The organism is Massilia puerhi (genome assembly GCF_009861485.1).
The window spans coordinates 190157-203839 of record NZ_WOFW01000001.1; the positions used below are offsets into that span (position 1 = coordinate 190157).

Here is a 13683-nt window from a genome sequence, read left to right on the forward strand (position 1 = left end):
GGTGAGCAGTTGGCCCAACCATATTCTGGCATGTGGTCACGATACCACACGAGCTCTTTCAAATCCATCAATACCTGATCCAAATCAGGCACTTACACCATATTCAGGCTGTTTTTGAAATCGTTTGAGTATTTACGACGCACATGGTAACGTAACCACATGGTCGTCATTCCGGTGGTGGTAGCGCCGGTGCTGGGCAGCCATGGCTTCATCTTCAGCCGACCGCGTAGCGCGGCGGCCCGACATTACAAGCGGACCCCGAAGTCCGCGGTCAGGAGACGACACAATGCAGAAGAAAATTCTCGCCGCGGCGCTGCCGCTGGCTTTGGCTGCCGCATATCCAGCACTGGCGCAACAGCTTCCCGCGACGCCGCCCGCCGCGCCCGAGGCGCCCGAGGCGCCGCCAATCGCGCCGGACAGCCTGGCCGCCCCAACCACGGTGGTGGTCACCGGCTTTCGCTCCAGCCTGCAAAAGGCGCTGAACCTCAAGCAGCAGGCGATCGGCGTGCGCGACTCGATCGTGGCCGAGGACATCGGTAAATTCCCCGAGGCGAACGTGGCCGAGTCGCTGCAACGGGTGCCCGGCGTGATCCTGAACCGCGACGACAGCTCCGGCGAAGGCCAGCGCATCTCGATTCGCGGCCTGCCGACCGAATACTCGATCACCACCCTCAATGGCGCGCCGGTCAACACCACCTCCACCAGCACCATCGGCAGCGCCGCGCGCGGCTTCAACTACGACGTGTTCGCCTCCGAGCTGTTCGGCCGCGTCGACTTCTACAAGTCGCCGCTGGCCGAACTGACCGAAGGCGGCATGGGCGGCGTGGTCGACCTGCAGACCCCACGCCCGTTCGACAGCCCCAGGCGCACCATCCGCTACGCGCTCTCCGGCGCCTACAACACCAGCGCCCGGGAAGCCGACCCGACCGGCTTCGCGCTGTATTCGAACACCTGGGGTCCATGGGGCTTCCTGGCCGGCGTGGCGCATTCGAAGGCGGTCAACAACCGTTCCGGATTCGAAGCCACGGGCGGCTACAACAGCTCGGCCAACGGCAGCCGCAATCCGGTGCTGGGCAACTTCGCCCTCGCGCTCGACTACGACCACCCGCGCGCCAACCTGTCGGGCTACAGCCGCGAACAAATCGACAACGCCCTGCTGCCGCGCATCTACCGCTACTACGGATCGCAGAACCGGCGCAGCCGCGACGGCCTGGTGAGTTCCCTGCAATTCAAGCAGGGCAACCTCGACCTGAGCCTGGATGGCCTGTATTCGCAGCTGGAAAACAGCCGCGACGAGCTGTACTACGGCCTCCTGATCCGCAACACGCGCACCACCAACCGCAATGCGCCGCCCGGCACGGCCGGCCATAACGGCCTGGTGCCGCTCGACGTGCACATCGATCCGGCGTCGAACCTGCTCACCGGCACCTTCGGCAACACCTCGTACAGCAGCGGCGTGACCTATGGCGACGACAAGACCCGGTTCGGCTACCTGGCGCTCAACGGGCGCTGGAGCGCGCGCCCGGGCCTGGTCGTCACTGGCCAGCTGAGCGCCAACAACAGCAAGGCGACCAGCTATTCCGACACCATGTCGGGCCAGATCTTCGGTGTCGACTCGACCATCGATTACGGTGACGACCACGTCTACCCGTCGATGTCGTCGACCATCGACTACACCAATCCCGCCAATTTCAGCGGCTTTGACATCACCACCGGCTGGACCCGCGAAACCGACAAGGGCCGCCAGGCGCGCCTGGTGCTGGACTACGACTACGACCTGTTCGGCGGCTGGAGCGGACGCCTCAAGACCGGCCTCGTGTACGTGGACACCAGCAAGAGCATCGAGAAGCGCAATGCCAGCGCCGCGATGAAAGCGAAAATGGTGGCGCTGGGCGACGCCAGCATCCGCGGCAGCATGGTCTCGGTGCTGCCGATCCCGGACCTGGACATGGGCCCCGGCTGGCCGAACCGCTTCGGCACCTTCGGCCGCGACTATGTGCTCGGCACCTTCGATCCCCTGGCCTACAATGACGGCGCCGCGTTCACCCCGGCGCAAAGCTTCGGCGCCAGCGAAAAGGTGAGCACCGGTTTCGTCCAGTCCGACCTCAAGGGCCAGGTGCTGGGCCGCGAACTGCGCCTGAACGCGGGCGTGCGCTGGTCGCGCACCGAACTCGATATCGACAACTTCAAGCGCAGCGGGGCCGGCAACGCCTACCTGCCCAATACCGAGCAGGGCAAGTACAAGAACCTGCTGCCCGCGGTCAGCGCCGCCTATGACCTGAACGACGAGCTGATTTTCCGCACCTCGTGGGGCAAGACCATCAGCCGCGCTTCGCTGTCGATCATCGCGGCCCAGACCGTGATCCCGAACCCGTTCGACAATACCGCCACCGCCGGCAACCCGAACCTCAAGCCGCAAGAATCGAAGAACTTCGACACCAGCCTGGAATGGTATTTCAGGCCGGGCAGCCTGCTGTCGGCCGCCTACTTCAAGAAAAAGCTGAGCGACGCCACGGTATCGGCCACCACCAATACCACCTTCGGCGCACTGGGCCTGCCCGACAGCGCGCTCGGCGCGCTGTTCCAGGACAGCAGCGGCCGGGTCGATCCGAACCTGCCGATGGTGCTGCGCACGTTCTCGAACGCCGGCGAGCAGACCCTGAAGGGTTATGAGGTGGCGTACCAGCAGGACTTCAGCTTCCTGCCCGATCCGTTCAAGGGTTTCGGCGCGCTGGCCAGCTATACCCGCATCGATCCCTTCAACAGCATGCGCTGGATCACCAACGCCGGGCGCGAGATCGAGGTCAACTCGGTACCGAAATACGCCTACAGCGTGACCACCTATTACGAACGCGGACCGCTGGCGATGCGCCTGTCGTACAACTACAAGGACCGCTCGCTGCACGGCGACAATCCGAGGAATAACGGCGACGACCTGATACGCTGGCGCGCCGCGCGCGGCTACCTGGACGGCACCATCAGCTACAAGCTGTCCGAGAACCTCGAGCTGCGCCTGGATGCGCTGAACCTGACCGACACCCTGGCCTACGATTACTTCGAGGATGCGAGCGGACGTTTCGGCAGCGGCAAGCATACACGGATGGATTACGCCAAGTACGACGGGCGCACGATCAAGATCGGCATTCGCGGCAAGCTGTGATGCGCGCCAGCGATCCATTCATCCGCGGCGCCGGCCTGGTCCTGGGCGCGGCCCTGCTGCACGGCTGCGCGGGCGACGTCAGCCTGAGCCGGGTCGGCCCCGGCTGGGCCGGCAACTCGGTCAATGCCGTGGTGTTTCGCAAGAACGCGCTGGTCAGCGACGGCCACTGGCAGTACATCGCCTACTACGATGCCAGCGGCCACGTCGTGCTCGGCAAGCGCCGCCTGGGCGGCCACGCCTGGGTCCTGCAGCGCAGCGCATGGCGCGGCAATGTGCGCGACGCCCACAACGCGATCAGCATCATGCTCGATGGCGCCGGCGTGCTGCACATGGCCTGGAACCACCACGACAACGCGCTGCACTACGCGCGCGGCAATGCGCCGGGCAGTCTCGAACTGGAGGCGGCGGCCATGCTCGGGCGCGACGAAGACGCGGTGTCGTATCCGGAATTCTTCCGCATGTCCGACGGTGGCCTCCTGTTCCTGTACCGCGACGGCGGCTCGGGGCGCGGCAACCTGGTCGCCAACCGCTACCATCCGGACAGCGGCTGGCGCCGGGTGGCGGACCAGTTGATCAGCGGCGAAGGCCAGCGCAACGCCTACTGGCAGGCCGGGGTGGACGCGCGCGGCGTGGTCCACCTGTCCTGGGTCTGGCGCGCATCGCCCGATGTCGCCAGCAACCACGACATGGCCTATGCGCGCTCGCCCGATGGCGGCGCCAGCTGGGAAGACAGCAATGGCCGGCCGTACGTCCTGCCGATCAGCGCCGCCAGCGCCGAATACGCGGCGCGCATCCCGCCCGGCAGCGAGTTGATCAACCAGACCTCGATGGACTTCGACGCCCAGGACCGGCCGTATATCGCCAGCTACTGGCGCATGGCCGGCAGCGCCGTGCCCCAGTACCGGGTGCTGTACCGGCGCGCCGACGGCTGGCGCCGGCTCGACCTGGATTTTCGCAAGACCGCGTTCTCGCTGAGCGGCATGGGCACCAAGGCGATCCCGATCGCGCGTCCGCAACTGCTGCTCGAGCGCCACGGCGCGACCGCGTCCGGCATTCTGGTGTTCCGTGACAGCGAGCGCGGCGACCGGGTCTCGGTGGTGCGCATCGCCGATGTCGATGCCGGCCGCTGGTGGGTAGCTGACCTGGGCCAGGCCGCGGTCGGCGCCTGGGAGCCGAGCTACGATACCGAATTATGGCGCCGCCAGGGCCTGCTGCACCTGTACCTGCAGGCGGTGCGGCAAGTCGATGGCGAAGGACTGGCGGACGCGCCGCCATCGACCGTGCAGGTGCTCCAATGGCAGCCGCGCAAATGACAATTTCAATCAAGTGGATCACACGATGACGAGACGACTTTGCCTGAAACTGATCCTGGCCGCGACGGTCAGCGTTGCCGCCGGCTGCGCCAATACCGGCGCCGATGTCCGTACTCCCGGCCGCGCCGAGGTGGTGGCCGACCTGGTGCGCGCCAACGACTACTGGCAGCGCACGCACGCCCCGCAGCAGTGGGCGTTCTGGGACGTGGCGGCCTACCATACCGGCAATCTGGCCGCCCATGCACTGACCGGCAACCCGGCCTACCAGGCTTACTCGACCGCCTGGGCCGAACATAACCGCTGGCGCGGCGCCGGGTCCGACAACCGCGCCGAGTGGAAATACACCTATGGCGAAACGCCCGAGCATGTGCTGTTCGGCGACTGGCAGACCTGCTTCCAGGTGTACGCCGACCTGTACCAGCTCGACGGCGCCAAGGATCCGCGCCGCATCGCGCGCGCGCGCGAAGTCATGGAATACCAGATGGGCACCCCGAACAGCGATTACTGGTGGTGGGCCGACGGCATCTATATGGTGATGCCGGTGATGACCAAGCTGTACAAGGCCACCGGCGACGCGCGCTACCTGGCCAAGCTCAACGAGTATTTCACCTACGCCGACCGGCTGATGTTCGACCCGGACGCGGGCCTGTACTACCGCGACGCCAAGTACATCTACCCGAAGCACAAGTCGGCCAACGGCGGCAAGGACTTCTGGGCGCGCGGCGACGGCTGGGTGTTCGCGGCCCTGGCCACGACCCTGGCCGAACTGCCGCACGACGACCCGGGCCGCCCGCTGCTGGTCGACCGCTTCCAGCGCATGGCGGCGGCATTGAGGCCGGTACAGCAGGACGGCGGCTACTGGACCCGCAGCCTGCTCGACCCGGGCCATGCGCCGGGCCCCGAAAGCAGCGGCACCGCCTTCTTCACCTATGCCTACGCCTGGGGCATCAACAATGGCGTCCTGGCGCGCGCCGACTACGGGCCGACCGCGCTGCGCGGCTGGCATTTCCTGAGCCGGGTCGCGCTGCAGCGCGACGGCCGCTTCGGCTACGTGCAGCCGATCGGCGAGCGCGCGATACCGGGCCAGGTGGTCGACCAGGAGTCGACCGCGCCATTCGGCGTCGGCGCCTTCCTGCTGGCGGCGACCGAGGTCGCGCGCCTGGTGGACAGCCCGCGCGCGGCGCCATGAGCGCCCCACTGCCACGGCGGCGCCTGCTGCAAGGGGCGGCGGCCGCCTCGACGCTGGCGCTGCTGGCGCCGGCCCAGGCCCAGGAGCAGGCCGAGGCCCGGTTTGCGATCGGACGCGATGACTTCCTGCTCGACGGCGAACCGTTCCAGATCCGCTGCGGCGAGATGCATTTCTCGCGCGTGCCGCGCGAGTACTGGGTTCATCGCCTGCGGACCATCAAGGCAATGGGCCTGAACACGGTGTGCGCCTACCTGTTCTGGAACTACCACGAATGGCGCGAAGGACGCTTCGACTGGGACGGCCAGCGCGACGCCGCCGCATTCTGCCGCCTGGCGCAGCAGGAGGGACTGTGGGTGATCCTGCGCCCCGGTCCGTATGCCTGCGCCGAATGGGAAATGGGCGGCTTGCCGTGGTGGCTGCTCAAGCAGCCGGGTAACGCCTTCCTGCGCACCGCCGGCAGCGCCTTCGTGGCGCCGGCGCGGCGCTGGCTGCGCGAGGTCGGGCGCGTGCTCGGCCCGCTGCAGGTGACCCAGGGCGGTCCGATCCTGATGGTGCAGGTCGAGAACGAGTACGGCTTCTATGGCGACGACCGCGACTACATGCGCGCCATGCGCCAGGCCTTGCTCGACGCCGGCTTCGCGGTGCCGCTATTCCAGTGCAACCCGACCAATGCGGTGGCCCGGACCCATATCCCGGAACTGTATTCGGTGGCCAATTTCGGCAGCAACCCCGAGGCCGGCTTCAAGGCGCTGGCCGAGGTGCAGCAGGGACCGCTGATGTGCGGCGAATACTACTCAGGCTGGTTCGACACCTGGGGCGCACCGCACCGCCGCGGCCCGGTCGACAACGCGGTGGCCGACATCGGCGCCATGCTGGCGGCCAACGGCTCGTTCAGCCTGTACATGGCGCACGGCGGCACCACCTTCGGCCTGTGGGGCGGCTGCGATCGCCCGTTCCGGCCCGACACCACCAGCTACGACTACGACGCCCCGATCAGCGAGGCGGGCTGGATCGGCGCCAAGTTCAAGGCCTACCGCAAGGCCATGACGCCATTCCTGGCGCCCGGCGAAACCTTGCCGGAGCCGCCGCCGCCGATGCCGGTGATGACCATCCCCGCCTTCGCCCTGAACCAGAGCGCGCCGCTGGCGGCCAGCCTGCCGGCGCGCGTGATCAGGGACCTGTCGCCGCGCCCGATCGAAGAATACGACATCAGCCGCGGCATCGTGGTCTACCGCGCCACCCTGCCCGCCGGGCCGGCCGGCAGCCTGGCGGCGGCCAGGGTGCGCGACCTGGCCTGGGTGCGGCTCGACGGCAAGCCGGTGGGCACGATGGACACCCGCCACCGCCGCTACCAGGTCGACCTGCCCGCGCGCAGGAAGCCCGCCATCATCGAGATCGTGCTGTACACGATCGCGCGCGTAAACTTCGGGGTCGAGATCCATGACCGCAAGGGCGTGCATGGCCCGGTCACCTTCACCCCGGCCGGCGGCCAGCCGCAGGCGGTCGAGCAGTGGGAAATCCGCGCCATCGATTTCGATGCCGACGCCGCGCTGCCGGCTCTAGCGTTCCGGCGCGGCCGCAGCAAACAGGCCGCGTTCTGGCGCGGCGGCTTCGACGCCGCGCGCAGCGCCGACACCTTCCTCGACATGTCCGGCTGGGGCCAGGGCATCGTCTGGATCAATGGCCGCTGCCTGGGCCGCTACTGGAGCATCGGGCCGACCCAGACCATGTACCTGCCGGGGCCATGGATCCGGCGCGGCCGCAACCAGGTGGTGGTGCTCGACCTGACCGGCCCGCGCGAGGCGCGCATCGCCGGCCTGGCCACGCCGATCCTGGACCAGCTGCGCCGCGAGCGCGACCTGGCGCGCGCGCCGAGCCGGGTCAGGCCGCAACTGGGCGGCGTCGCGCCGGTCCACGAAGGCGCGTTCGCGCCCGGCTCGGGCACCCAGGACGTGCGCTTCGCGGCGCCGCTGCGGGCGCGCCAGTTCTGCCTGGAGACCCTGGACGCCTTCGACGGCAAGCCGTATGCGGCGCTGGCCGAGCTGGCGCTGCTGGACCGCGACGGCAAGACGCTCGACCAGTCCAACTGGACCATCGCCTGGGTCGACAGCGAAGAGGCGCAGCGCGAAGACGGCGGCGCCCTCAATGCGATCAATGGCCAGAACAGCGACTACTGGCATACGGCCTACAGCGGCCCGGGCGCCGGCAGCCCGCATCCACACCGCCTGGTGCTCGATCTGGGCCACGAAGTCGAGGTGGCCGGCCTGCGCTACGTGCCGCGCCAGGGCAAGGACGACGTGACCGGCCGCATCCGCCGCTACCGCGCGTATGCGGGCGCGCGCCTGGCGGGCGAACCATAAACAACCACAAGGAGACGCAATGCAACGACGGGATTTCATCGGTAGTCTGGTGGCGGGCGCTTCGGTCGCCGGCTGGTCCACTTCCAGCGCGGCGGCGGCGCCGTCGGCGGCGGCCGGCAACGACCGCGCCTGGATGGCCGGCCTGCTGCAGAAAATGGCCGACCCGGTGCTGTCGAACATGGCGCGCGGCGAGCTGCGCAAGAATTTCGCGCTCGAGGTCAGCCCGACCTGGGACAAGCGCGACACCCGGGTCGCCTACCTGGAATGCTTCGGGCGCCTGATCGCCGGCATGGCGCCCTGGCTGGCCTTGCCCGACGACGCGACGAGCGAAGGCAAGGTCCGCGCGCGCCTGCGCCAGCAGGCCTTGCAAAGCTACGTGCATGCGGTCGATCCGGACAGCCCCGACTACCTGGCCTGGCGCGGGCATGGCCAGGCGCTGGTCGATTCGGCCTACTTCACCAATGCGCTGATGCGCGCGCCAAAGGCCTTGTGGGAGCCGCTCGACGCCACCACCAAGAAACGCATCGTGGCCGAGATCAAGGGCTTGCGGCGGATCGAGCCGCCGTACATCAACTGGCTGCTGTTCGCGGCCATGAACGAAGCCTGGCTGCTGTCGATCGGCGAAGAGTCGGACCCGCTGCGCACCAATATCGCGATCCGCAAGGTCAATGAATGGTATGTGGGCGACGGCTGGATCAAGGATGGCGAATCGTTCCACTTCGACTACTACAGCTCCTTCGTGATGTATCCCATGCTGCTCGAGATCCTCGACGTGCTCGAACGCCACGATGCGCCATTCTGGAACGGCAAGCCGGCCGAGCTGCGCGCCCAGGCGCTTCAGCGCACGCAGCGCTATTGCGAGCACCTGGAGCGCTTCATCTCGCCGCAGGGGACGTTCCCGCCGATCGGCCGCTCGCTGACCTATCGCAGCGCGGCCTTCCAGCCACTGGCATTGCTGGCCTGGCGCAAGCAGCTGCCCAAGAGCCTGCCCGAAGGCCAGGTGCGCGCCGCGCTGCAGGCGGTGCACAAGGCGCTGTGGACCGATCCCGGCAACTTCACCAGGGACGGCTACCTCACCATCGGCTTCGCCGGCCACCAGCCGGAACTGGGCGACTGGTATTCGAACAACGGCAGCATGTACATCGCCTCGGCCAGCTTCCTGGCCCTGGGGCTGCCAGCCGACGACGCCTATTGGACCAGTCCGGCCCAGGACTGGACCCAGAAAAAGGCGTTCGCGGGCCACAAGTTCCCGAAGGACTATCCGGTCAATTATTGAGAACGGCGGCGCGCGGGTCCATCGTTCCAACGGCCGATGGCGTCCTGCTTGACAGCCTGTCAAGCTCGGGGGATAACGTCATTATCCACGTCACCTGGACCTGCCATGACCATCGTCACCGCGGACGACATCGCCTGTGGGCTCAACAACAGGGAATTCGTCCTGTACTACCAGCCCAAGGTGTCCCTGATCAGTAACCGCATCACCGGCGCCGAGGCGCTGGTGCGCTGGCGCCGCCGCGACGGCGAGGTATTGCCGGCATCGATGTTCATCCCCGTGGCCGAGCAGGCGGGCCTGCTGCGCCCCTTGACCCAGCAGCTGTTCCCGCAACTGGTGGGCGACCTGGCCGGAAGCGGCCTGGAACACCGGTTCAGGGTCTCGTTCAATGTGTGTTCGTGCGACCTGGAAGACCGCACCCTGACCACCCTGATCCTCGACGCGGTGGCCAGCGCTCGCCTGCCGCCGGGCGCGCTCGAGCTGGAGATCACCGAGACCCAGGCCATGCAGGCCGCGCCCTGCGTGCTCTACAACGTGCAGGCGCTGACCGAGGCCGGCATCGGGCTGGCGATGGACGACTACGGCATCGGCTACTCCAGCATCGACACGCTCAGCCAGTGGCCATTCACGACCATCAAGCTGGACCAGGGCATCGTCGAGCGCATGCTCGATTCGCCCAAGAACGCGACCATCGTGCGCTCGTCGATCCGGCTCGGGCACGAACTGGGCATGGAGGTGGTGGCCGAGGGTGTCGAGACGGTGGCGCAGCACGATTTCCTGGTGGAGGCCGGCTGCGGCGTGGCCCAGGGCTTCCTGATCAGCCGCGCCCTGCCGCTCGACGCGTTCAAGGCTTTTTGCGCCGCCACCAGCAAGTGCCGCGGCCTGCCGGTCGGCCTGGTGCACATGGCGATCGTCGACCATGTGCAATGGCGGCGCCAGATGGCCAGCTACGCGATCCGGCGCGCCGCCCTGGCGCCGGATGCCCCGCTGCGCCAGTCGGGCGGCCATCCGACCCTGTGCGTGACCAAGTGCGCGCTGGGCCGCTGGTATCTGGGCGAAGGCCGGTATTTCGCCGGCACCACGATGTACCAGGCACTCGATGCGCCGCACCGCAAGCTGCACGAGATCGGCGCCCGCATCGTCGAACGGGTCCGCGCCGGCGCCGGCCAGGCCGAGATCGCGGCCTTGATGCGCGAACTCAAGGGTGTATCGCTGATCCTGATCGGGCTGCTCGAGGATATCGAGGACGCGGGTTTCGAGACGCTGTTCGCACCACCCGCGACGCCTGCCAGCAGGTCGCGCGCCGCAGCCGCGAGCTAGTGGCCTGGCAACGCCAAAAAAAAACGCCCGGACCGGCAGGCAGTTGCCGGTGCGGGCGCAAGGAGATGAGCTCGATTACCGGTAGCGGATGGTCCAGCTCACGACCAGCGGTTCGCGCAGGCTGAACGCGCCACTGGTGCAGCTGACCACCGTGTTCATCTGGCCATAGGGCGCCTGCCAGGCCTGGTCGCCGCCGGCCGGCCTGGCCGTGCACGCCGCCAGCCCGCCGACCTCGAAAGCCCGTACCGCGCCGTCGCTGAAGCGCACCTTGCTACCGTCGACCGTGGCGCCGCTCGAGAACGCGCCGAACTCCAGGGTCAACCCGCTCACATCGAGCGGCGCGGCCGGGATATAGCGGTCGGTGCGCGTGATGGCGCCCGGCTGCAGCGTGTAGGCCGTCTCGACCCGGATGCGCGGATCGGCGACCGGGAGGTTCTTGCCGAGCCGGGTCAAGGCATCCTGGCGATAGCTGACCACGTGCCCGCCGCCCTGCTCCCGGGCCTGGATATCCTTTAAAAAGGCGGTGGCGATCAATTCGCTGCCGTCGGCCAGGGTAAACCTGGGCATGAGCTGCGCGTGGGCCGGGCCGCTGTCGGCCACGCCCGAGACGACGCCATGCGCGAACGGTAGCGGATAGTAGGGACTGTTCGCGTGCTGGCCCTGGCCGCCATTGATCAACGACAGGCTGAACACATGCCCCTGGTCGCGCCAGATCGCCAGTGCGCGGTCATGTTCGCCGCGCGCGAAGCGCGTCAGGCTGAATTTGGGCCGGCTGCGCTCGAGCCACGCGGCCAGGTCCTGGCGCGGCGCCACGTCCTTCATGCCGGCCCGGTTCCACATCTCGTTGGTGGCGATCAGCTGGTGCAGCAGCGAGAAATTCTCGCCCAGGATGCGGTGCTTGCCGCGGTAGGCATCGGTGCGCCGGCCGTCGTTCCACATATCGACCGAGCGCATCTCGTCCCGGTACCAGAAATTCATGTAGCGTTCGGCGATGCGCGCCGAGTAGGCATAGGCATATTCCTTCTCTTGCGGCGTGAGCACCTCGAGATAGGCGGCGGTCGACAGGATTTCCAGCATCGCGGTTTCGCCATACGGCCCCAGGCTGCGGCCCATGGTGAAACCGGTGCCGTCGGCGCGCGCGCTGTCGAGGGCCACGGCGGCCGACTTGCGCAGCAGCGCCTTCAGCTCGGGCGTGACTTCCAGTCCGGTCTCGATGAAGCGCTCGCAGATCTCGGCGCTGAGCAGGATGCTGTAGCGGTCGAAGCGGCCCTGGCCGTCGGTCTCGTCGCTGAAACCGTATTCTCCGGAGTACCTGGCATAGTGCTCGAGCATGCGCTCGAGCAGCACTTCGCTGCCGGCGGCGTCTTCCCATCCCATCAGCATGCGCAGGCGGGCGATGCTGAAGGCGACGCCGTAGTAATTGGTCGGCAGGTCGATCAGTTCGTAGCCCGGCACGCGCACGAAGCTGCGCCAGTCCAGCTGCTTGCGCAGGCGCTCGAGGGTGGCGGGCCGCACCGCGCGCTCGAGCAGGCCGGCCTTCTTGAGGCGATGCAGGGCGCCGATGTAGTAGTAGATGCCCCAGGACTCGTTGTTCATGCCGATCGTCAGGTCGGCCAGGTCGGCGTAGTCACGCAGCATGCCGGGCAGGCGCGGATCGTTGGCTGGCAGGTGCACCAGCAGGTCGGCCAGGCCGGTGGCGATCTTCCCGGGCAAGAACTTGTCCTTGCTGTTGAGGGCCTTCTCGCCGTCCATCACGATGTTTTCGCGCTCCTTCACCAGTTTCTGGATCAGGTATTCGAGCTGCGGGTAGGCTTGCTCGACGCTGCGCTGCAGCGGTGGCGTGGCCGCCGCCGCCGTCGCGGCGTGAACGGGAATGGCCAGCAGGGATGCCGCCGCCAGCAGGGAAAATGCGTGACGCATGCGAAGTCTCCGATAGGATTAACGATATAGTTAAACGTTTTCCAAAGAATATGGCAAGGCTACCGGAAAGTAAAGCGGAAATGCGGGTCGCGGCTGGGCTCAGCGCGCCTGGGTCGAGGCGCGCAGCACCAGTTGCGGCGCGACCTTGGTCAGTTTTTCGACCTGCTCGCCGCGGATCACGGCCAGCAGCTTGGTCATCGCGGTCGCGCCCATGCGTTCGCTCTGCAGGTCGACCGTGGTCAGCGCCGGCGACACGTACTTGCCATAGGCGATATTGTCGAAGCCGACCACCGACAGGTCGCGCGGGATCGACAGGCCGAGATTCTCGCATTCCTTCATGAAGCCCAGCGCCATCAGGTCGTTGTAGCAGATCACCGCGTCGGGCCGCCGGGGACCGAGCACCACGCTCGAACACAGGCGCTCACCCTCCACCATCGATGGATTCTCGCCATCGTGCACGGTCAGTTCGATGCCGGCCGCATCCAGGCATTCGCGGATGCCGCCCAGGCGTTCCTCGTCGCGGCGCGAGCGCGAAAAGCCGAGGTAGGCCACGCGCTGGTGGCCCAGCATGCGCAGGTGCTGGGCCAGCATGAAGGCGCCGCCGTGGTCGTCGCTGGCCACCGTCGGAATCGGCAACTCGTTCAAGGAACCGAAGAACACCAGCGGCTTGTCGATGCCGGCCATCCAGCCCATCTCGTGCTCGCGCATGCGCGAGAACACGATCATGCCGTCCACGCGCCGGCTCAGGTCTTCCAGCGTGCGCCGCTCGCGGCTCGGGGTTTCCTCGGTATCGACCAGCAGTACCGAATACTCGTGCTCGTGCGCGACCCGGTTGGCGCCCTTGAGGATGCTGCTGAAATGGGGGTTGTTAATGTCCAGCACCGACAGTCCGATGGTGTTGGTGCGCCCGGTGATCATCGACTTGGCCAGCGGGTTGGACCGGTAACCGAGGGCTTCGATGGCCTCGTCGAGGGCTGCCTCGACCTTGGGCGAAAAGCGCTGCGCACCGTTGATGTACTTGGAAACCGTGGCGGTGGATACCTTGGCGGCGGCGGCGACGTCGCGGATGGTCGGTGCGGTGCTCTTCATGATCGGGTAATCGTTATTTGACCGGTCATCTTAGCATGCGCCCAGGCGGGGCCTGGACC

Annotated in this window: 8 protein-coding genes; 6 read left to right on the forward strand and 2 right to left on the reverse strand. The window is 67.3% G+C overall.

Features of this window, described 5'->3' with window-relative positions; translation table 11 throughout:
- Window positions 1-286: 286 nt before the first annotated feature.
- The 6 genes from GNT67_RS00825 to GNT67_RS00850 all read left to right on the forward strand — a co-directional run bounded on the left by GNT67_RS00825 (window position 287) and on the right by GNT67_RS00850 (window position 10615).
- Complete coding sequence (locus tag GNT67_RS00825; RefSeq protein ID WP_159627688.1) at window positions 287-3160, forward strand: TonB-dependent receptor; 2874 nt, start codon at window positions 287-289, stop codon at window positions 3158-3160.
- A complete protein-coding gene (locus tag GNT67_RS00830; RefSeq protein ID WP_159627690.1) occupies window positions 3160-4473 on the forward strand; it encodes a BNR repeat-containing protein in 1314 nt (437 codons plus the stop codon). The genes GNT67_RS00825 and GNT67_RS00830 overlap by 1 nt, the downstream gene beginning before the upstream one ends.
- Window positions 4474-4498: 25 nt before the next feature.
- Window positions 4499-5662 (forward strand): glycoside hydrolase family 88/105 protein, encoded by a 1164-nt coding sequence (locus GNT67_RS00835; protein WP_159627692.1) that lies wholly within the window; start codon window positions 4499-4501, stop codon window positions 5660-5662.
- Complete coding sequence (locus tag GNT67_RS00840; RefSeq protein WP_159627694.1) at window positions 5659-8022, forward strand: beta-galactosidase; 2364 nt, start codon at window positions 5659-5661, stop codon at window positions 8020-8022. The genes GNT67_RS00835 and GNT67_RS00840 overlap by 4 nt, the downstream gene beginning before the upstream one ends.
- 19 nt (window positions 8023-8041) lie before the next feature.
- Window positions 8042-9298: a DUF2264 domain-containing protein gene (locus GNT67_RS00845; RefSeq protein ID WP_159627696.1), complete on the forward strand. Its 1257-nt coding sequence runs from the start codon at window positions 8042-8044 to the stop codon at window positions 9296-9298.
- A 105-nt stretch (window positions 9299-9403) separates the two neighbouring features.
- Window positions 9404-10615 (forward strand): EAL domain-containing protein, encoded by a 1212-nt coding sequence (locus tag GNT67_RS00850; RefSeq protein WP_159627698.1) that lies wholly within the window; start codon window positions 9404-9406, stop codon window positions 10613-10615.
- Between the two features lie 75 nt (window positions 10616-10690).
- Here the strand turns inward: GNT67_RS00850 and GNT67_RS00855 are convergent, their stop codons facing one another.
- Together GNT67_RS00855 and GNT67_RS00860 are read right to left on the reverse strand one after the other, a co-directional pair.
- Window positions 10691-12535: a hypothetical protein gene (locus tag GNT67_RS00855; protein ID WP_159627700.1), complete on the reverse strand. Its 1845-nt coding sequence runs from the start codon at window positions 12533-12535 to the stop codon at window positions 10691-10693.
- Window positions 12536-12634: 99 nt separating this feature from the next.
- Window positions 12635-13624: a LacI family DNA-binding transcriptional regulator gene (locus GNT67_RS00860; protein WP_159627702.1), complete on the reverse strand. Its 990-nt coding sequence runs from the start codon at window positions 13622-13624 to the stop codon at window positions 12635-12637.
- Window positions 13625-13683 lie beyond the last annotated feature (59 nt).

What these genes read in the sequence shown, in the direction of transcription:
- GNT67_RS00830 (WP_159627690.1), top strand. Translation starts at nt 3,160, where the DNA reads ATGCGCGCCAGCGATCCATTCATCCGCGGCGCCGGCCTGGTCCTGGGC.
- GNT67_RS00850 (WP_159627698.1), top strand. Translation starts at nt 9,404, where the DNA reads ATGACCATCGTCACCGCGGACGACATCGCCTGTGGGCTCAACAACAGG.
- GNT67_RS00840 (WP_159627694.1), top strand. Translation starts at nt 5,659, where the DNA reads ATGAGCGCCCCACTGCCACGGCGGCGCCTGCTGCAAGGGGCGGCGGCC.
- GNT67_RS00855 (WP_159627700.1), bottom strand. Translation starts at nt 12,535, where the DNA reads ATGCGTCACGCATTTTCCCTGCTGGCGGCGGCATCCCTGCTGGCCATT.
- GNT67_RS00835 (WP_159627692.1), top strand. Translation starts at nt 4,499, where the DNA reads ATGACGAGACGACTTTGCCTGAAACTGATCCTGGCCGCGACGGTCAGC.
- GNT67_RS00845 (WP_159627696.1), top strand. Translation starts at nt 8,042, where the DNA reads ATGCAACGACGGGATTTCATCGGTAGTCTGGTGGCGGGCGCTTCGGTC.
- GNT67_RS00825 (WP_159627688.1), top strand. Translation starts at nt 287, where the DNA reads ATGCAGAAGAAAATTCTCGCCGCGGCGCTGCCGCTGGCTTTGGCTGCC.
- GNT67_RS00860 (WP_159627702.1), bottom strand. Translation starts at nt 13,624, where the DNA reads ATGAAGAGCACCGCACCGACCATCCGCGACGTCGCCGCCGCCGCCAAG.